Source organism: Methanospirillum hungatei (assembly GCF_020216685.1).
Classification (GTDB): Archaea; Halobacteriota; Methanomicrobia; order Methanomicrobiales; family Methanospirillaceae; genus Methanospirillum; species Methanospirillum hungatei_B.
This window is the reverse complement of the sequence record NZ_JAIWNS010000108.1, coordinates 1-19,869: the sequence shown is the minus strand read 5'-3', so window position 1 is coordinate 19,869 and position 19,869 is coordinate 1. Positions and strand designations below refer to the sequence as shown.

At 46.8% G+C, this 19,869-nt stretch carries 18 protein-coding genes and 1 pseudogene; 5 read left to right on the top strand and 14 right to left on the bottom strand.

What is annotated here, in order from left to right; translation table 11 throughout:
- The 4 genes from LDL35_RS06520 to nikR form a co-directional block, all read left to right on the top strand.
- The coding region (locus tag LDL35_RS06520) for a beta-CASP ribonuclease aCPSF1 (RefSeq protein WP_304020626.1) at window positions 1-1,832 on the top strand (1,832 nt) is incomplete at its 5' end.
- A gap of 5 nt (window positions 1,833-1,837) precedes the next feature.
- On the top strand, window positions 1,838-2,944 hold the full coding sequence (locus LDL35_RS06515; RefSeq protein ID WP_304020624.1) for an MFS transporter: 1,107 nt from the start codon (window positions 1,838-1,840) through the stop codon (window positions 2,942-2,944).
- Window positions 2,928-3,614: a class I SAM-dependent methyltransferase gene (locus tag LDL35_RS06510; RefSeq protein ID WP_304020621.1), complete on the top strand. Its 687-nt coding sequence runs from the start codon at window positions 2,928-2,930 to the stop codon at window positions 3,612-3,614. Before LDL35_RS06515 ends, LDL35_RS06510 begins: the two co-directional genes overlap by 17 nt.
- A gap of 186 nt (window positions 3,615-3,800) precedes the next feature.
- Window positions 3,801-4,256: a nickel-responsive transcriptional regulator NikR gene (nikR, locus tag LDL35_RS06505; RefSeq protein ID WP_304020619.1), complete on the top strand. Its 456-nt coding sequence runs from the start codon at window positions 3,801-3,803 to the stop codon at window positions 4,254-4,256.
- A 12-nt stretch (window positions 4,257-4,268) separates the two neighbouring features.
- Here nikR and LDL35_RS06500 read toward each other — a convergent pair whose 3' ends face one another.
- The 7 genes from LDL35_RS06500 to LDL35_RS06470 form a co-directional block, all read right to left on the bottom strand.
- A complete protein-coding gene (locus LDL35_RS06500) occupies window positions 4,269-5,468 on the bottom strand; it encodes a cation:proton antiporter (protein ID WP_304020617.1) in 1,200 nt (399 codons plus the stop codon).
- Window positions 5,469-5,471: 3 nt separating this feature from the next.
- Complete coding sequence (locus LDL35_RS06495; RefSeq protein WP_304020615.1) at window positions 5,472-6,062, bottom strand: response regulator; 591 nt, start codon at window positions 6,060-6,062, stop codon at window positions 5,472-5,474.
- Window positions 6,063-6,237: 175 nt separating this feature from the next.
- Entirely contained in the window at window positions 6,238-8,205 is a 1,968-nt protein-coding gene (locus LDL35_RS06490; RefSeq protein ID WP_304020614.1) for a type B DNA-directed DNA polymerase, read from the bottom strand.
- A gap of 1 nt (window position 8,206) precedes the next feature.
- Window positions 8,207-8,704 (bottom strand): hypothetical protein, encoded by a 498-nt coding sequence (locus tag LDL35_RS06485; protein WP_304020612.1) that lies wholly within the window; start codon window positions 8,702-8,704, stop codon window positions 8,207-8,209.
- Between the two features lie 81 nt (window positions 8,705-8,785).
- Entirely contained in the window at window positions 8,786-10,513 is a 1,728-nt protein-coding gene (locus tag LDL35_RS06480; RefSeq protein ID WP_304020610.1) for an amylo-alpha-1,6-glucosidase, read from the bottom strand.
- Between the two features lie 39 nt (window positions 10,514-10,552).
- Window positions 10,553-11,692, bottom strand: coding sequence for a glycosyltransferase family 4 protein (locus tag LDL35_RS06475; protein ID WP_304020607.1), 1,140 nt, complete (start codon window positions 11,690-11,692; stop codon window positions 10,553-10,555).
- A 383-nt stretch (window positions 11,693-12,075) separates the two neighbouring features.
- Entirely contained in the window at window positions 12,076-13,530 is a 1,455-nt protein-coding gene (locus tag LDL35_RS06470) for an alpha-amylase (protein WP_304020605.1), read from the bottom strand.
- 178 nt (window positions 13,531-13,708) lie between these two features.
- Here LDL35_RS06470 and LDL35_RS06465 point away from each other — a divergent pair, with 178 nt between their 5' ends.
- On the top strand, window positions 13,709-14,134 hold the full coding sequence (locus LDL35_RS06465) for a hypothetical protein (protein ID WP_304020604.1): 426 nt from the start codon (window positions 13,709-13,711) through the stop codon (window positions 14,132-14,134).
- Between the two features lie 20 nt (window positions 14,135-14,154).
- Here the strand turns inward: LDL35_RS06465 and LDL35_RS06460 are convergent, their stop codons facing one another.
- The 7 genes and pseudogenes from LDL35_RS06460 to LDL35_RS06430 all read right to left on the bottom strand — a co-directional run.
- Window positions 14,155-14,868, bottom strand: coding sequence for a class I SAM-dependent methyltransferase (locus LDL35_RS06460; protein ID WP_304020602.1), 714 nt, complete (start codon window positions 14,866-14,868; stop codon window positions 14,155-14,157).
- 29 nt (window positions 14,869-14,897) lie between these two features.
- Window positions 14,898-15,893, bottom strand: coding sequence for an AAA family ATPase (locus LDL35_RS06455; RefSeq protein WP_304020600.1), 996 nt, complete (start codon window positions 15,891-15,893; stop codon window positions 14,898-14,900).
- The gene (locus LDL35_RS06450; RefSeq protein WP_304020598.1) at window positions 15,880-16,611 is read right to left on the bottom strand and encodes a 4-phosphopantoate--beta-alanine ligase; all 732 of its coding nucleotides are present in this window, start codon (window positions 16,609-16,611) and stop codon (window positions 15,880-15,882) included. Before LDL35_RS06450 ends, LDL35_RS06455 begins: the two co-directional genes overlap by 14 nt.
- Window positions 16,608-17,477, bottom strand: a complete 870-nt coding sequence (locus LDL35_RS06445; protein ID WP_304020597.1) for a pantoate kinase — start codon at window positions 17,475-17,477, stop codon at window positions 16,608-16,610. The genes LDL35_RS06450 and LDL35_RS06445 overlap by 4 nt, the downstream gene beginning before the upstream one ends.
- Before the next feature lie 2 nt (window positions 17,478-17,479).
- Window positions 17,480-18,616: a bifunctional phosphopantothenoylcysteine decarboxylase/phosphopantothenate--cysteine ligase CoaBC gene (gene coaBC, locus LDL35_RS06440; protein ID WP_304020595.1), complete on the bottom strand. Its 1,137-nt coding sequence runs from the start codon at window positions 18,614-18,616 to the stop codon at window positions 17,480-17,482.
- The gene (locus LDL35_RS06435) at window positions 18,613-19,479 is read right to left on the bottom strand and encodes an SAM-dependent methyltransferase (protein ID WP_304020593.1); all 867 of its coding nucleotides are present in this window, start codon (window positions 19,477-19,479) and stop codon (window positions 18,613-18,615) included. The genes coaBC and LDL35_RS06435 overlap by 4 nt, the downstream gene beginning before the upstream one ends.
- A 12-nt stretch (window positions 19,480-19,491) precedes the next feature.
- Window positions 19,492-19,869, bottom strand: a pseudogene (locus LDL35_RS06430) (NMD protein affecting ribosome stability and mRNA decay); the annotation flags it as partial.

The following is a 19,869-nucleotide window of genomic DNA, read 5'->3' as shown; positions in this document are numbered from 1 at the left end:
AGGGGATTAAGGTATCATCTGTCGAATTCGAAGGGCCTGAACTGGTCATCTACACTGATGATCCAAAGACCTTTGCTGACCAGGATGATCTTATCAAAATACTTGCCAGGGATATCAGGAAACGTATTGTTGTCCGTCCCACCATATTAGAAGATCCCGAACGTGCTGCATCCGCTATCAGACGTGTCGTCGGTGAGAATGCCGGAATATCTGATATATTCTTTGAAGCAGACAGCGGTGAAGTCCTCATCGAGGCAGAAAAACCCGGCGTGGTTATCGGGAAAAACGGGGCCACCCTTCGTGACATAACCCGTGAGATTGGGTGGACACCCAAGGTTGTCAGGACTCCGCCTATCGAAAGCAGCACGGTAAAGCAGGTACGACAGTATTTACGGGCTGCCCACCAGGAACGAAAAGAACTCTTAAAGAGGATAGGTCGCAGAATCCATCGCGATGTCATCGCAAAAGATCAGTGGATCCGGGTGACTACCCTTGGATGTTGTCGTGAAGTCGGACGTGCGGCATTTCTGCTTTCCACTCCGGAAAGCCGTGTCCTTATTGACTGTGGAGAAAAGCCGGACAGTTTTGAGGCAACGCCATACCTCTATGTTCCTGAGATTCATCCGCTCTCTCAGCTGGATGCCGTGGTCCTTACCCATGCACATCTGGATCACTGTGCCTATATCCCGCTTCTTTATAAATACGGATATGAGGGCCCGGTATATTCTACCCCGCCAACCCGTGATTTAGCCGCTATGCTGCAGTTGGATTACCTTGACGTGGTGAATAAGGAAGGAAAAACCATTCCGTATTCCTCAAATGAGGTCAAGGAATATATCAAGCACTCAATTGTGCTCAATTATGGCTGTGTCACTGATATTGCACCTGATATCAAACTGACCTTCCATAATGCAGGACATATCCTTGGATCAGGTATTGCACATTTCCATGTCGGAGACGGACTGTACAATGTGGCATTTACCGGCGATCTTCATTATGGGAAGAGTCGTCTCTTCAATGCTGCAGTAAATCATTATCCACGACTTGAGGCCCTCTTTATGGAGTCTACTTATGGGGGGGCCCAGGATATGCAGCCAAACCGTGCTGATGCAGAAGAGAGATTATACGGGGTATTTCGCGAGGTTCTTGGACGGGGCGGGAAGATTATCATCCCCGCATTTGCCGTAGGACGTTCCCAGGAAGTCATGCTTGCCATTGAAGAAGGTATGCGGCTTTCGAAATTCCCCCCGGTGAAAGTCTATCTTGACGGTATGATCAAGGAAGCGACTGCAATTCATACCACCTATCCTGAATACCTGAATTCAGAGCTTCGCAATCTTATCTTCAAAGAAGGGCACAACCCATTCCTTGCCGAGTGTTTTGAGCAGGTGGATTCTGCAGAGAAACGTGAGCGTGTCATCAACGGAGAGCCATGTGTTATCATCACTACCAGCGGTATGTTAAACGGTGGACCGGTCATGGAATACCTCAGAAACCTTGCCGCCGATGAACGAAACTGTCTGGTCTTTGTCGGGTATCAGGCAGACGGAACACTTGGCCGGAGAATTCAGAAAGGCTGGCGTGAGATTCCAATTGGGAACCGGGAGACAATCGTCGTCAACCTTGACTGCATCACGGTTGATGGGTTTTCAGGGCACTCAGATCGCAGACAACTCATGAATTTTGTCTCTCATATGCAACCCAAACCAGAGAAGATATTTGCCATTCATGGTGATGAGAACAAGACCATCGATCTTGCAAGTTCAATTTATAAAAAATTACACATTCAGACAACCTCCCCTATGAACTTGGAGACATATCGGCTGATCTGATACCGATGGCCCGGCCATTTTTTCTTTTTGCTGCAGTCTTCATGGTGATGGCATTATCAAATGCCATTGTCCCGGTCCTTCCTTCACTTTCTGATGATCTTTCGTTTCAGACGCTTATATTCTCGGCATACTTTTTTGGGGCGATGATAACAACGCTTCCCGCCGGGGTAGCAAGTGACCGGTATGGTCAGCCTTTATTAATCCGAATCTCTCTGGTCCTCACTCTCTTATCTGGCATACTCATAATTACTCTTACAGATCCGGTCGATCTGCTTATTTGGAGATTTATTGAAGGAATCGGTGCAGGATTTTTCATCTCCTCTGCATTATCCTGGATCGGATATCAGAAAGACACCCTGAAAAATACCGGTCTTTTCATGGCGTCGCTCAATTTCGGTCTTTTGTGCGGACTTATCGGGTCAGGCTGGCTTGCAATGGTGACCGGAGATATTCTTCTTGGGGCTCTTGTCTGCACTCTTGGTACAGGTCTTATCTGCATTATGGTATGCATAATCACCATACCCCGGCTGGGAGTGGAGGATACAATTCCAGTACAGGCGCTCGTCAGAGAAACCGGTTCGCAGATACTGCGTCAGTACCCGCTCTGGGTTTCGGTGATCATTCTTCTCGGATCAACCGGGTATGTACAGGCTGTGTTTCCTGAGCTCTCAGGATATCCGGTCCATGAGGTGAGTACTGTTCTTGCGGCAATGAACTTTGCCACCATACTTTCATCACTCGCAACCCCGTATCTGAAGATCGAACCGGTCCTGCTCATCAGGATATCATCTCTCATGATAGTTCCCTTATTATTTTCTTTCCTCATAGCCCCGGTAATAATCCTCATCATAGGAGCCGTTGCCGGCCTTATCATGGTTTCACAGATTGGATATCTGGCATTAGCAGAGGAACGACAGGGAATTGCTATGGGTCTGTACTCCACCTGTAGTTATGCCGGTATGACTCTCCTCCCAGCCATTGGAGGATATCTCATCTCTTATTCATCCTTTGAAACCGCATCAGCAGTTATCGGAGTTGGTGCTATTATTACAGCCATCATTATTGGAAAATGCTCATGTAAGGGATTTAATATTCATGACGCCGGCGGGTGACATTCATGAGAACAAAACCGATCAACGGCAGGCCTGGGACGCAGAGTACCAGGTTAAGGGAACGCTCTGGGGGAATTCCCCTCTTGAGCCGACAACCCAGATAAACCAGGGAATATTTCTGGATCTGGGTTGTGGGAATGGGAAAAATCTTCGTTTTGTCTCCAAAGCGACCTGCCGGATAGGAGTTGATTTCTCCATGACCGCGCTTCGCCTCTGCAGATCACGATCAGAACTCGCTGACGTCTCTTTTATCTGTGCTGATGTACGATATCTCCCTTTTAAAAAAGCACAGATTCAGAATATTGATGCGCATCATATCCTGGGGCATCTTCTGCACACGGATCGCATAACTGCTGCCCGTGAGATAACACAAACTCTCTCTCCGGATGGCGAATTACTGGTAACCGTTTTTGGGACTGAAGATTTCAGATCAACATCCGGAGTAGAAGTAGAAGAAGGGACAGTGCTCAAAGGGAATGGAATTATTACCCATTATTTTTCAGAATCTGATATTCAATCACTGTTTGTGGATCTTACGCTGCTCTCCGCCAGTCCCTGCACGTGGACGATGCGAGTCAAAAACCAAAGGTTCCCGCGTTTCGTATGGATACTCAGATATAAAAAATCAGGGCATCCCGTAAGAGGTCAAAAAACCGGTGAGAGCTCCTGACCATGAGAGTATTTATATGAGTGTGTTTTTCAAATTAATGAGTAATATAACGAATTCTCTATTGGGAGATAAATTTCATTGATGTCTGATGCAATCTTCAGAGATGTCTTATCCTTAAATACTCATGATCTTTTTGGCATACAAGGTAAGAAAAAGATATACCATATTACATAAATAGTAATCATCATGTCTCCCTCATTCGCTGATTCGGAACAGGAAGATTTGTATGACCATGATCTATCCCGGATCGGAGTATCGCTTCCGTCGAATTTACTTCAGAGTTTTGATCAGATTCTGAAAAACAGGGGATATTCTTCCAGATCTGAAGGTATACGGGATGCCATTCGGTCGTATATCCGATATCATAAATGGATGGCTGATCTCTCCGGGCCCAGACAGGGGATTATCACGTTAGTTTATGATCACCATCAACGCGGACTTGTCGCGGCAATCACCGATATCCAGCATGACTTTATGGATTTAATTCAGGCCTCACTGCATTCCCATGTGACTCACACCAGGTGTGTGGAGGTTCTTTTAGTAAAGGGAGATGCCCAGCAGGTAAAAGGGATTGCCGAACGTCTCATGGCTCAAAAAGGTGTTGAAACAGTAAAGTTGACCACCATACCCCTTGAAGGGTAATTTTTTATTTTTTTATTCTGTTTTTTCTATAATACTGGGTGTTTTCCGGTATAGCCAGTTCCGGTATACTATTGGTGTGCTGATAGTTGTTAATAGACTCATAAAGACAATGCCTGCATAGATATCCTGCCCAATTATTCCGCCGGTAAGTCCGATAAGGGCGACAATCATGGCTACTTCTCCTCTGGGTGACATCCCAAACCCGACTATCAGGGAATCCCTCGTGCACATCCCGATAAGACGGGAAGGTACTGCACATCCGATAACTTTTGTCAGTATGGCAATACCAGTCAGAACCAGCATAAAGATGATACCGTCCAGTGTCAGAGCATGCACATCAACCAGGATACCAAGAGAGACAAAGAATATTGATGCAAATATGATCTGCAGGTACTCTGCACCTTCCTTTAAGTCCTTGCTATGTCTGAGACCCACACTCTCCATTGAGACTCCTGCAAGAAATGCCCCGACGATACCAGAAAGACCGACCAGATCAGCCATCATGGCATAGAAGAATGCGATCATCATCGCGGTGATAAAAACGAATTCAGGAAACTTCTCGGCAATCTTTGAATGGTCAAGTTTCATGAGGAATTTGCTGATAACCGATACTCCAAGAAGACCGAAGATAGCCATAAATCCGATTGCCTTTATAAAGACTAATACGACCCCTTCCACGGTGAATGAGCCGGAGACAAAATCCTCCGTGATTGCAAGAGCCAGTAAGCTCAGAACATCATCAATGACCGCCGCACCGATGATCGCTTTTGCAGCTTCTGACTGAAGCTGATTTATCTCCCTGAGGACATTTGCCGTTATCGCAATACTTGTGGCAGTAAGGGCAGTCCCTACAAAAAAGGCCCCCTGCATATCAAAATGAAACAGCAGAGCCGTGGCATAGCCACCTATCCAGGGAACAATAACTCCAAAAGCTGCGATAAACCCATATTTTATGTTAAAAATCTCACGGATATTAAACTCAAATCCGATAACAAACAGAAGAATAATCGCGCCAAGGTGAGCGATACTGCTTACAAAATCGGTATACGTCACAAGACCAAGGATACTTGGCCCTACAATCAGTCCGACAAGAATCTCACCAATGACTGCAGACTGATTGATACGGGAGGCCAGAAGATACCCGGCCAGGGCCACGAAAAGAAGCAGACTCATCTGGAACTCAATCGATGACATGACACCTTCAGGACTCATGGGTTATTTCATCTCCGGTTTGTACTGGTTATGGAGTTCTTCATGGATTTCCTGTGTACGCATAAGGATCTTTTGGATATGTTCCTGACCTTCGAAAAGACCCTCTGTAATGGTCGTTAAAGCATGAGCAGAATTTTCAATATCTTCCAACTTTCTGCTTATAGATTCCTGGACCTTCTTCCAGTATTGCATATGCTGCATTGCAGAATCTTCAGCCTGACTTCTTCTGACAAGATGGCGGATAGCATTTGCAAGTTCTGTAAAGAGTGGTTTTGGATCACCGCCTTTCTGCAGATAAAAATCAGCACCGTAATTCAGGGCTTCAATGACTATCTCTTCACGCCCCTTTCCGGTGAACACGATAAACGGGATAGTGGGATTTTCTTTCCGCACACACTTTAACAGTTCTATCCCGTCCATATCCGGCATATCATAATCTGAAATTATCGCATCAAATGATTCACTTCTCAAAAGTTTAAGTCCTTCTTCAGCTGATGCTGCAACTTCAACATCAAGATTTGCCTCCTCTTTCAGATAGATCTGGGTCAGAGTAAGGAGGGTTATTTCATCATCGATATATAAAACGCGAGTCATTTTTTATCTTCAGATGCCGGGAATTATCTTCGACTCTTATTGTAGTAGTATCATCACTGTTAAAATTTCTTTTTTGCCCTTACAAAAAGGGTGAGTACAGGGGGAGTTCCTGTCCCGCAATGACGATATTCATGCACGGCGAAACGCTCTCATAGTATCAGAATGGTAATTATTTTCAGGGGAGCATAGAAGCCACTTCTTCATACGCCTTGTCAAGGAGCCGTTTATAATACCGTGTGTCAATACCCTGAGCGTCCCAGGAAGGATCAACTATGAGTCGTTTCTCATCCCTGACAAGGAATGAGGCATCCATACCCGGCTCTATGGCAACATGATGCTCCTTATATGTATCAAGAACTGCCTGGGCGATACATTGTTTGTTGTAGGCGTGCTTCCCGATGCGCCGGGTGATGATAAAATCCCTGAGATCTGCATGGTTCATGGTATCCAGGTACCGCCTGTACACAGAGAACAGGGTGTCCCGTGCATCAGGGATGTCATCAATCTCCTGGTATGTGGAAAGGATATCAAGCATCTCATTCTGCATCCTGACAACATAGGGCGGGGTGGTCCTCCGGTTTGCAGAAATACCCTTCACCTTCATCTTCCCGGTTTTCAACCGCCCAAAATAAGAGCAGTAAGATCCGCTTCCGTCAGATTGGGGAAGAAAAACAACCCAGTCATAGGTATCAGCCTCCGTATGAAAGGTTGTCATCCGCTCTATCTCTTCCTGGATGATTTTTGCAGGGCCGCCCCTGATGAACAGACAGTCGATGATTGCATGAAGAACTTCTCCGCCATGGGCCTCGGTGAGTTTCACACAGTCTTTTAATATCCTGGTAGCGGTACGGGTAATCTCCTCATGGACCTCGATTCTTCCAAACCTGGCATTCTTATAACCGGTATAACCAAAACAGGTGACTAACATCCATTTTAATACACCGTCCATCCCTGCATAGGATGAATCAGTCTTTTTCATCTGCTTGGTATGTTGTCGGAGAGTGATGACCGGTTTTAACACTGATGAAAGAAATCCGGGTTTTGTCCGGTCGTTCAACGTCTCCGGAGAGAGGTTTTCACTGACGATAATGGACGGATAAAATGAGGTAAAATCAATCTGGGTAACATCTGCAAATATGCCTGGCGGAGGCTGAAGCATGTATCCTCCCCGGTAATCAACTCTCATTGCCGTGACTCTTCTGCATGCCTCTGCATCACTTTTCCGGAAAGGGACTGCATACCCCCTGGCAAGGGCTTCGTATACTTCATATGATGAGATCAGTGTGCCAGGTGTGAGCCTGCAGGTGAGGTTGGGTGAAAGCCCGGCAAGCCTTGATGCAAGTAAAATTCCCCGGAGATCCCCTTCACGGTACATGAAACTCTGCCTGGTGTCAATAATAATCCGGCCTTCAGGAATCTTCGCCCCAAGCCGGTGTTCCATTCTTCCATAACTGAAATAGGATCTGGGTGCAACGGTGTGAAACCTGCCGGTTCTGCTGAAGGAATTAAACAGATAATTCTCCCTGGCTATTCCTAAAAAAATCCCGGACCATGTGTCATAATCAGGAAAAAGTATGATGTCCGGGTCCTTATCCTGGATTATCGTAAAGAGATCTTCTGCAATACTGCGCTCCGGTCCGTCAAGGACCCATTGTCTTTCGCTAGTGGTGATGGTAATATGTTCAGGGTGGGGATCCCGGTGAGGATTTTCACGGCAGGTAATCTCCATCATATCAAGATCTGCTTTCTGATCAGGAGAGAACCGGTCTGCATCCTGAAACCCTCCGACTATCTTTTTTGTGTGTGCGCAGAAGATCTGTTCAGGCCTGATATCAACGTTAAACAGTCGGGCCTGGTACAAGGTCTGTTCTTCTATCTTCTGTGCAACATCCCTCCCGGCCTGAACCTGGTACCCGTCCTCTTCTCCGTATATGGTAGTAATCCGGTATGGAGTAACGGGGTATTCGTCAGCAAGACCATCAAGGAGCTGGTAAAACTGATGACTATCCGGAAAAGAAAGAAGAAAACCCGGCTCAAGAGAGTGATGGGTACAGGAGAGCTGACCTCCTCTCTTCTCCCAGATATCCACGCCGGTTCTGGTCCGGGTAATATCTAACAGGAATGAACTGTCTGATTTGGTCATCTCAAACCTCCAGGGATAACTGTTTTGATTTCGTTCGTTTTTTCTTTACAATTTTATCTTCCCGCACATGATCAACCAGGAATATCCGGTGGAAAAATGGCTCAAGTGCCTGTATGTACATATCAGGGTAGGGAGCAAGAAGAAGGACCCCTGAATTTTTCATTGCATACTCCCTGCACCGGTGACCGATGATGGGAAGAAGATCTGCTCGTTCTTCAAAGAGCGACCGATCATGTTCAATGATAAGGAATGACTGGTATGCTTCATCAAGGATAGTCAGGATCTGAAAGGCAGTAAGGGCCCTTCTGACAACAAACCGATCTGAATACCGGGTTAAGTCCGGGAGGATCACCGGATAATTACCGCACAGGTAGAGAATAAGGCCTGGTTCTTTTCTTAGAAATAAACCGGGCGCTTGGGTCAGATCCTCCACTGGTGCAATGAAAGCGGTGAACGTCCCTTGAGAGACTGAGAACTGTGATAGGAGAGGAACTGACATGGCATAGCAGGATCCTGGTACCCCCCATATAAGAGTAAAGGAAACAGGGTGAAAGTGAAAAACACATATAAATGAAAGGCGTTACTCGACACCCTGTGGGTTAATTAAAGAAAGAATTGTATTTCTGCCTCTGATTAATTCTGCAATACTCCATGCCTGACAAATGGTTCCCTTGGGAGCAAATGGAAAATCACCGTCAAATATCTCAGGAAGCATCCCTGCTCCATCGGTCAGGAAGTACTGCCAGAGTGGATGCAGTACCCGTGATATCTGTCGTGGCTGTTCACCGTATTGTATGAGTGCATCCATGTACCAGGCCATGAGCCAGGGCCAGACCATTCCGTTATGGTAGGAAGGATCACCGGCATATCGTCCATGATACCCCGGTTCAGTCGGTGCAAGAGAGCGAAGTCCGTAGGGTGTGAGGAGTGTTTTTTGGATCAGGTCCAGGGCCTGCCGTCCTTCGTCAAAGGGCATAAGCCCTAAGGCAAGAGCGATAAGTTGGTTTGGTCTTACAGATCCATCATCAGGATCGCGGACATCATACAGACATCCGGCATCTTCATTCCAGAAGGTATAAAAGGATCGTCTTACCTGTTTGGATGAGACGGGGACTCCTATCTCAAGGTACTCACATACCTCAAGGGCCAGTACCCAGAGAGCATTTACTTCAACCGGTCTTCCTTCCCGTGGAGTACTGGGTGTATCCATCCAGGTTGAACACGGACTGACTGATATGAGATCATGCTCCATGCTGGTTATTTCAGTCTCCGGATAGGATGTGATAAGTGACTCCAGATCCGGCGTTATCTCGTCAATAAAGGGCGAATCGTGATGGGTCTGTAGATAATGAAACAAAGCCCAGAAAAGCCACAGAGAACCATCCGCCGAATTGAACGTGTCAGGATACCTGTTTGGAATAAGCCCTCCTCTCCGGTGACGAAGGAACTTTCTGAAGGTATCTTCTGCCTCCCTGTACCGACCGCCTGCAAGGAGGAGACCTGGCATACTGATGAACGTGTCCCGGCCCCATTCCTGATGAAACCAGTGATATCCGGCAAGTATCCCACCATTGCGCAGACAGAGTTGTGATGCACGGATGAGCAGATCGCTTGAAGATCCTTTCGGAGAATCACGGAGCGTATATAATCCGGAAGGAAATACCTCCAGTTCTATGACCTCATTCATCCCTGTTCCGGCGAAAAATCCAGGTGAGATGAGATCTTCCGTATCGTCATATCCACGGTCTGCTTCCTTTGGGTACCGGGCATTGAAGTACTGCTGATACTCTTCGATAAAGGGGAGAGTGCATCTGAACTGGTATCCGTTCCAGTCGTACCCTCCCTGAACCGGCCTGACCTCTATCTGATGCTCAGAATTGAGATTATGCATACTCCTGTCTGTCATCAGCGGACGGATTACCATATCAGCAGTTCCATTCACCTCCCATCGGATGGAGAGTCCCTGATGAAGATCTATGGTTCTGGTAACCAGAGCTTTTCCGACTGATATCTCCTGGGAGACCGGGTACATCTGAGCTGAGAGAATGTGTCTGATAGAATCGTCAGGGGATCGCTCACCCCACCATCCTGGCAGAAGTGAGATCCCGTTTATCGTTTCATGAAGTGAAGAGAGAATGATCCGTTCACGGTTCACATACAGACCATGGTACCGGCGGGTATTCCCTGCAAAAGAAGATGAGGAGAAGGCATCTCCTTGAGGGATGAGAAATTCACGTGCCGATGCGATAGCGGGATTGGCAAGTTCTCTTCCGTATCTGATCAAACGAGGGATGTCCGTCAGTTCCATGGCCGGTCAGTGACTCTCTCTATATACGGCAGGATATGTTCAATGCATTGCTTCGCGGTACACATACATGACCTGATCTTTAATTGAATCCCAGAAGAATCTCCGGTCCACCTGGTTATACCCACCTCGTGATAATCTGATTCTATCATGCTGATTGTCAAGATAGTAATTGACCCCCCATGCAATCCCCTCCGGAGTCGGATCCACAACAAGACCATTCACTCCATGCTCAACATTTTCAGCAAGACCTCCAACCCTGCTGACAACCACCGGCCGGTTTGCACTCCATGCCTCAAGAAGAATGATACCAAATGGCTCATTCCTGCTTGGAATTACAACAATATCACTGGCATGCAGGAGCCTGACGTACTCTGAGTCGGTTATAAACCCGGGAAGCTGAACCGGCCATCCTTTTGTCCTTTCTATAAGCCAGTCACGCATCCCTCCTCCGCCGGCAAGGATGAATGCAACATTCCAGTGCTTTTCCCTGATAAGGGGTATTGCATCGACGAGTATGTCAGGTCCTTTCTGGTATGCCATCCGTCCGATATAGGTGATGAGCGGTGTCATATAATGAAGACCATACTGGGCTTTGATGGCACCGGGATCAATGCTCACGTCAAACTGTTCTTTTACGACACCGTTTGGAATGACATGGATCTTGCCAGGATCGGTCTTATAGAGTTCAAGCACTTCGTTGCGGAGCGTCCATGATACCATGATACACCGTCGGGCAATGAGGCTGGCATACCATTCCTTGCTGCATATCTCATGGTACTCCCACCAGTCCCCGTGTACATTTCCATTTCTCCCGTATTCTGTTGAATGAAATGAGAATACCGTCGGCCGATCCTGGAGGAGATGCAGGGCTTCGGTTACATGCCAGTCATGGAAATGAAGGACATCAAAACCCGGATCATCATATTGGTAAAACCGGTTAACAAGACCTCTTGAAAGGTCTGCACAGTATTCAACTATGTTATTTCCATGCGGGCGGTAGACGTGGTAGTATACGTTGTTCATTTCAAAGTCTTCATCGCCTCTGGTGAAGAAATGGACCTCATGATCCTTTGCAAGGGCCTGGGCAAGATAGGTCGCCGCATTGGAAAGGCCACCGACCCGATCGCTGTAGAGGTTTTCCCAGCAGAAAATTGCTATTTTAAAGCGGTGACCGGTCATGATACATCACCAGAGTGTCTTTTGGTGAATGAAGTGATTTTTCCAGTAATCAGAGGGGCATTACGAAATATGAACGCGGGATGAGCGGTGTTTTTGAAAAGTTTTGAAAAGTCCAACCAGAACGAAAGCGGAAAACTACGCATATACAAAGAATGGATGATCTTTCTATTAAAAATATATCCGATATGCCGGACAATACCAGGGGGTGTATTGCGTATCCAGATGTAATTCCTCATATTTTATCCCCTGTACAGATAGCAACCTTGTGTCCGGATGAAAAGCAGGTCGGGAAAAGCGATAGCATCATCCCGCGCTCAAAAATTCATATCAAAAAATTGACAGGCCGGTATTCATCTATACTATTGGAAATATGGTATTTTGCATTATTTTAAAGCGGTCCATAACTCATGTCTTCGGGTATCTGCAGCCAGTATCAGCTCCTGCCGGTTCCGGGCGTTTTCAATAGCCTGTGCCAGGGGCTCATCCTTTAATACATTCCGGCACCAGCTGGCAAAATCGCCTTTCTGGTGGTGATATGTGATAGAGTCTGATGGAACAATCTGAAGCATATCGGCAAACTGATCCATATCAAAGGCGACATGACCGGTGTATCCGACCGGACTTGAGAAGTAGAAGGCATCATCGATTGGAATGGTACGGAGTGGATAGAGGTACTCCTTTTTGTCCATTTCAGGTATTGAACGTTCGATAAAATCTGCCAGGACATCCATATAGGTAATAAATGCTTCATGTTCCGGCTGATGGCTGAAGTAGGTATGGACTTCTCCACAGGATCCTTGTTTACATGACATATAGTAGAAATGATCACTGATCTGCATACACCGCCAGGTATGTTTATCTTTACAGAATGATTCTGCACGCTGCACTGACCTGAATGCATTCTTCTGTTTTCGATTTTCAATCCAGGCTGTCCCATCCTTTTCGGCATCGGCCCAGGAGATGGGAAGAGGAATTGAAAATTCATCATGTACCGGGAAGGATAACAGATCTGAAGGTTTTACCATTTGGACCTCTGATCTTCTCATCTCCGGACCCAGATGTCTGAAAAATTCATGGATTCCGGTCTCTACCCAGTAATGCTCACCGATGGTTTCGTAATCGATAAATACCGGTACAAAATCTCCCGGAGTTCGTGAGACCCAGTTTGCATACCGATCGGCCGTCAGTGGCCATGCATCCCAGTCCCGGCAGGTAAACCGGAACGCAATGTCATCTGAAAGTTTAAAATTGCGCATGATGACCGGCAGACCGGCACATTGGTACAGGTAATTCGGGCTCCGCCATTCAAGGATGTAATCTACACCCTCAGTAAAACAGGCTTTAAAACCGAGATCTTTTACCGTGGCAGCAATCCGGTTATCAAAAAGAAATTCTGTATTTTCAAATACCTGGGGAGTTACTCCAAACACGTCTTTGAGGAGGTCGCGATGGAGGTTTACCTGGTTGCAGAATTCATCCATGGTCCAGAACAGGCTGGAGATGCTGTGAAAATAGGTCTGCCCGATCATCTCGACATTTTTATGCTGTGCTGCCTGTCTGAAGAGATCAAGAACATCTGGCGCCCATCTCTCCATCTGTTCTATAAGCACTCCGGAGAGAGAGAATGCACAGCAAAATCCGTCATCCAGCTGATCAAGGATGATCGAGGTAGCCGGTTCATAACATTTATCGCAGACCCGGAGCAGGATCTCTTTATTGGCGTCATCAAAGTAGCGCTCCATCGGATCGTCCGGACCGTTTGTGAAATCAGGTTTGAATCCTTTTTTAAGGCGATATGGCTGATGAACTTCAAACCCGATACAAAACCGCTGATTCATGTAAACTCCTGTATCCTGCTGAAAAGTAGTCTGTAATGCCAACACGAATGGAATGACTGAACCATAGTGTTACTTTTCCGGTAATGAATATAAAATGTGCGTGACCTGCTTGTTCTAAAAAAAAATGGACTCAAAAATATAGAAATAATTAAACCTGATGCCGGTGGATTTTACATCAATGGATAGTACGATCCTTCAGGCACTGACGGACCCTGTTGTAATAATATTTATTTTATGCACGATAGTTGCGATCATCGGCAGATTCCTTCGTTCCTGGATTATCTCCTGTGTTATGATCCTGTTATTCGGGCTTCTCATAATCATAGTCGCCGTTACCATCGGACAACTTGCAGGACTTGAGGATCAGATCCGTTATTTAATCACTGCTCATTACTCCTTTTTCTCAACCATTTCGCTTACACTTCGTGATATTATCCTCACCGTGTTTGTAATACTGGCCTTTCAGCTCTCCCTGGCTTTGCATGTTACCAGGGCAGATGTTGAGTTTCAAAAACGGTTTTTATGGTTACCCAGGAGACATTGCTGCCATTATGAGATGGAATACACCTTTGAAGCACTTTCAAAAAAACTGAAAGGAAAGTAATTATACGGAGAAGAAGGATTTCATTCAGGTTTTTTCCCGGCAGCGATCAGGTTGTAAGCCAGATAGGGGATATTATCTTCAATAAAGGATTCTACTTTTTTTGCGATCATGAAGAGCGGGCCGGCAAGGTTGAAGTGAGCAAATGAACATTTAAAGATCTCAATCTCTTCAAAACCTGCTTTATCGAGAAGATCGTACATCTCTTTTGCAGAGTAATAGTGTTCGGCAAAAGATCCCACACCGACCCGGCGTATCTTCATCTTTGCTCCAATTGAGTAGAGGGCCGGAAGGCTTGATGTAAAGATATTTTTCCCTAAAGTGCAGACCGCCAGCCTCCCTCCTGGAACAAGAACCCGGTAACAATCCTTAAGACTCTGCCCCGGATTCTGAAGGTATGAGAAGGCCAGAAGACTTGAGATGGAATCAAATGAGTCAGATTCAAAGGGCAGAAGCTCTGCATTTCCCACCACATAGGGAAGATCAGGGTATCGTTCCCGGGCTTTTTTGATCATCCCCGGACTGATGTCAATACCGGTAGCGGTCCTGTCTGTTCCTTCCTTTAAGTATCGCTCGAGGAATAGTCCTGTACCGCATCCGATGTCCAGAAGGTGACCTGATGAATTTATTCTGCCAAGTACTGCCCCGGCGATATGATCATAATAGATACGCCCTCGTTCCCGATGATCATACCGCTGGTCATACACGTCAGCGATATCATCATAATGTGACTGCACCCGGGCATGTACCGATGACTTTGCTCTGGTTATGAAAACACCTCCGCGATGATGGTGGCTACCATGGCATTGACCTGCAGATACTCATTCCCGGCATGGGTCAGACGGGCATCAGTATCGGCAAGCCGTGTCACAATCTCCGGATCATTATATTCGCGTTCAGTGACCTGAAGAAGGGTGGAGATAATCTCTCTGCCAGATAGCCCCTGAGTGATCATCAGATCCTGCAGCCGTTTTTGGGCCGCTGCGATATCTTTTGCTTTCATAGCATGGAGGGCAAGGCAGGCCTCTTCCTGGGTATCAGTTCTGCTTAAGGTATCAGGATTGAACGGGATTTTCGTCTCCACCCTCACCTGCAGATACATGATTGCCTTTCTCAGATCCCCGCCTGCAGCAGCAACAATAAGGCCGGTCTCATCTTCAGAGATACGATCAGGTTCTGGAATATCATTCTGAATCGTATTCAGGCAGTCCCTGATTATCTCACGGGATAAGGGGGTGAAAAAGAGAGGCAGGCACCTGGATTTAATCGGTGGGATGAGGGTTGATGCCTGTGTTGTACAAAAGACAAACCGGCAGGTATTGCTGTACCGTTCCATGGTCCGGCGGAGGGCATGCTGGATATCATGTGATAACGCATGGGCATCTTCAAACAGCATTACTTTGAACTCTGCATTGATCGGTCGGATGGAAGCATAAGAAGAGATGATATGTTTGAAGTTTGAGAGAAATGATTCATCAGGTCGGTACAGATGTAAAAACCGTTCGTCTGATTCAAGCGCAGATTTCCCCCGTTCCATGAGATCAGAGGTCCTGAAGATGGTTACATTATCCTGCCAGGTCTCTCCGTATAATTCACGTAAGGTGGCCTCAACCGCTGCTGACTTCCCTGTTCCTGAGGGGCCGGATACTACGAGATGTGGGAGGTTTTTTGTTGCGGCACATCGCCTGAGCACTTCACACACCCGTTCCTGACCACGTATCTGGTCAAAAGTGACCGGACGATATCTTTCAATCCAGAACATTCAAAAGCCTCTCCCGTATATATTCAAGGGCATCCCTGATAAATCCGGTTCCGTGAATATCCTCTGTAAGCCTGGTAATCTCATCCTGACCAAGTTCAGTGCAGAATCCGGTAATATTTACAAGTGCTCTTGTAACCTCGTCTATGATAGGTACTGTTGCAACCTTTGATGTCCGGGAGAGGGGGTTTAAATCAATGGCAATAACTTTTTTTCCAAGATCGATAAGTGCCTGTGCTCTATCCCCATCTTCCAGGGGGACCAGTACCACATCAGCAGAGTACATCCCGTCATAGTGACAGAGCCCCCGGTCATGATCCAGAGGAATATACCTGGAGACAGCTCCTTCTACCAGCGTGATGCCATGTTCCTGTAAGAGATCAGATATTGCCTGCACCCGCTCTTCTGTCCGATGGAACAGGTTTACTTCAACCCGTGCCTGTGATGCCTGTTGAAGCTGTGCAATCTCTTTTGCAGCAAGAGCAGCGGTATTTCCGTTCACTGATATAACCGGGTGGTTTGCAGAGAGAAGAAGAGCTGCAGCAATTTTCTCTGCCCGAAGTGCCGATTCAGTGGTCTCTTCCCCAAGCAGGTAGTCAAAAGCCTCTCCTCTTCCGTGGGCAGTTAGTCCTTCAAGTGATACTATTCCGGTTTTGGTGTACTGAGCCAGTTTTTCCCTGGTTACCAGTGATTTGTACCTGGGATGAGATTCTGGTATCATGAAGTTCGTTCTCCATATAAAATAGCCGGGCCTCCCGGTGAAATGGTGAGTTTAAATACATCTCCGAATTTTTTCAGAACCGATTCTGCTCTTTTTCCGAGTGCAAATACTCCGCATCCCAGCATGGTCATGCTTGCAGGGAGGTTCTCTTTATCGCATGCAGTAAGGACGGTTCGGATCTCTTTGGAAATAAGGCCACTCCTTTCAGCAAATTCCCGTGAAAGAGACATAATATCATCCAGATTTTGTGGTGTCCGGGAAGGAAATGACCTGGTTATCCGTGCCATCATGTCAGGAGATGAAAGCACTGATGAGGTTTTTATAGGACTGATGGTCAGGGCATAGATGGGGCGGGCATCCATTATCCGCATGATATCTCCATCCGGCCCTGGTGTTTTTCTGATAACAAATCCTCCTCCCTGACACGCGGAAACATCTCCAAGTCCTGACCGGTGTTGTACCTCTATCCGATGGGCAATCCGGGCACAATCCCGGGGAGAGAGATTACGATCATACAGCGCATTCAGCGCATGAACTGTTCCTAAAAGAGCGGCAGCTGACATACCATATCCGCTCCCGATCGGGAGATGACAACAGGTCTCAATTGATGCATTTACCTGCATATATTCGAGAAGATCCAGAAGAACCGGTGATGATTCTGCTCTCTCTGCCGGCTGTCCGTACCGGTCGGTCTGAAAGATCTTCACGGTAGAATCAGCACTTTTTTCTGCAATCACCCTGACACCTTCAGAGATGACAATACCAGCTCCGATACTTCCCGATATATCAGGATCATCATGGATAACCGGGAGAAAATATCCGGAGATATGGCCTGGGCAGAAGGCAGTAACACGTGTCAGTTCCATGATTACAGGTGCTTTTCAATGATTCGATCAAATATCTGCGAGGCCATCTCCTGTTTACTTCCCGCTATTGATTTCTCTCCAAATGAATCCAGAATGGTGTACTGAGCATCATCAGATCCCAGATTGTCCGGTTTGTTGGCACAGACCATGGTCACCCCCTTTAATAGAAGTTGTTCTGCTTCTTCATGTGCAGACTCTCCCAGTTTGAATGCGACCGTGACCGGTATGGTTCCAAGAGCGAGATCCAGTAATTTTGGAAGGGGACGAAGTTGTATTGATGCAGGTTTTCCACTGGGAATTTTCCCGGATATACATTCCGGAGCAAAATCAGAGATGGCTGCAGCACTGATGTATATATCTGGTATATGTTCTTTCATCACAGACCTGATTGCATCTCCCATCGATGATGCGGTGGTGACAGGGATATTTCTTCCAACCAGGATCTCATCCCGGTGAATAATGGTTACATCACCACCCAGGCGAAAAGCCTCATATGCTAGTTCCCGACCCATTTTACCGGAAGAACGGGTGGTGAGGACCCGGACATCATCTACCGGCTCTTCGCATCTGCCACTGGTAATAAGGATTCGTTTACCGGCAAGTGGTCTGCCAGATATAAGTCGTTCGCACCAGAGGACTATCTCGTTGATATCAGCAATTTTTGCTTTCCCTTCTTCTATCCGGGGTCCCACTATCTCAATGCCGATGTTTTTCAGGGCAGCAAGATTTTTCATGACGATTTCATGCCGGAACATTGCATGGTGCATAGCAGGAACCACGATGATGGGCATCTTTCTTCCAAGAGCAGTGGTTGCACAGGTTGTAACGGTTGTGTCGTCAATCCCGCAGGCTATCTTTGATATGGTATTTGCGGTGCATGGGGCGATCAAAAAAAGATCAGCACGTCCCTCATCACCGCAGTACAGGACATGTTCAACATGACCGGTGATCCGGATAATGGTCTCCCGTCCGCTTGCATAGGTCAGGGCATCAGGATGAATGATCGAACAAGCCGCCTGACTCATCACCGGCTGAACTTCAGCTCCTTTTCTTCTCAGGGCATGAATCAGACGGACGGTCTCTACTGCAGCAATGCTTCCGGTAACCCCGATAAGAATTGTTTTCCCACTCAGAATCATGATATTACCACATCAGTCATGGTATGAACCTTCCCTGGCCCGATCTTCTTGATAATCCTGTGTTCCATGGTTGCAGTAAGTCCGAAGGTTTTCAGGTGCTTCTGAATCTCGGTGGTATTATCTCCAATCCCATGAACATGAAGCACCGTCCCTGATTTGACATGGGATAGTGCGGTATCCAGAAATCCAGCTGCTTCGTAATACCCCATGTGAATGCGATCATATGTCCCGGTGATAGTCTTTCTGCAGTCTCCCATTGTGATACAAATCCGTGCATCAAGGGCATTTTCCCGGACATTTTTTTCTAGATAGTGCACAGCATCCGGATTTATCTCAAGAGCATGAATAAATCCCCCGGCTTTTGCCATCGGAAGGGTAAAGTATCCGATTCCGGCGAACATATCGCAAATCAGTTCACCAGGTTTTACAAGATTTGCTATCCTCCGCTTCTCTTCACGGTTACCCTGTGAAAACATCACTTTAGTCGGATTGAGGTGATATAAAAGACCGGACTCTTTGTGGATGGTATCTGAAACCTCTCCATAAAGAAGAACAATATCCGGAATCCGCATCTCTCCATGGTGACCCCGGTACCAGATAATCCCCTGTGGGTGATGAAGATTTCGTACTTCATCGATGACGCCTGCATCAGGTTGTTCACCATGAAACGCGATAATTGAACCAAGCTTCTGGTACCCTCTGCCTTTTCTTCGCCGTTCCGGAAGAGTCAGGGTATAAGAGTATCCTTTCTGCACCGGGACATACGCAATATCTCCCGATACCCAGGGTTTTCTGCTGGTATCCACCCATGGATCTGAAAGACTTCTCTTCATTTCCCTGATGGGGATCTCCCGGACATTCATATTATCGGTTGTTCAGACTACCAAGACCCGGTCATCATCCCGGATGATGTGTACCCGTTCTCCGGAGACGATGGTCCGCCATGACTGAACCGGGACTTCTTCTGTCTTTCCAGTCTCTTCATTCATGAGACCCAGCGTTTCTCCATCCTGATATATGACCAGCATGGGAATTCCGTCCCGAACAGATCCGATATATCTGGACTGGGTGGATTCAGGGACGGTACGGGGAATTCCTGAGGCCAAATCCAGGTAACTGATGGTCTTCCCCTCTGCCCCCAGAATTTCACCATAGGTATTCCGGATAAAAATGATATCTCCTTTCGTATATCGCGGGAGACGAACCGCATAGGTAATCCGGAACAGTTTCTTTCCTTCTTTCTCTCCGACAAG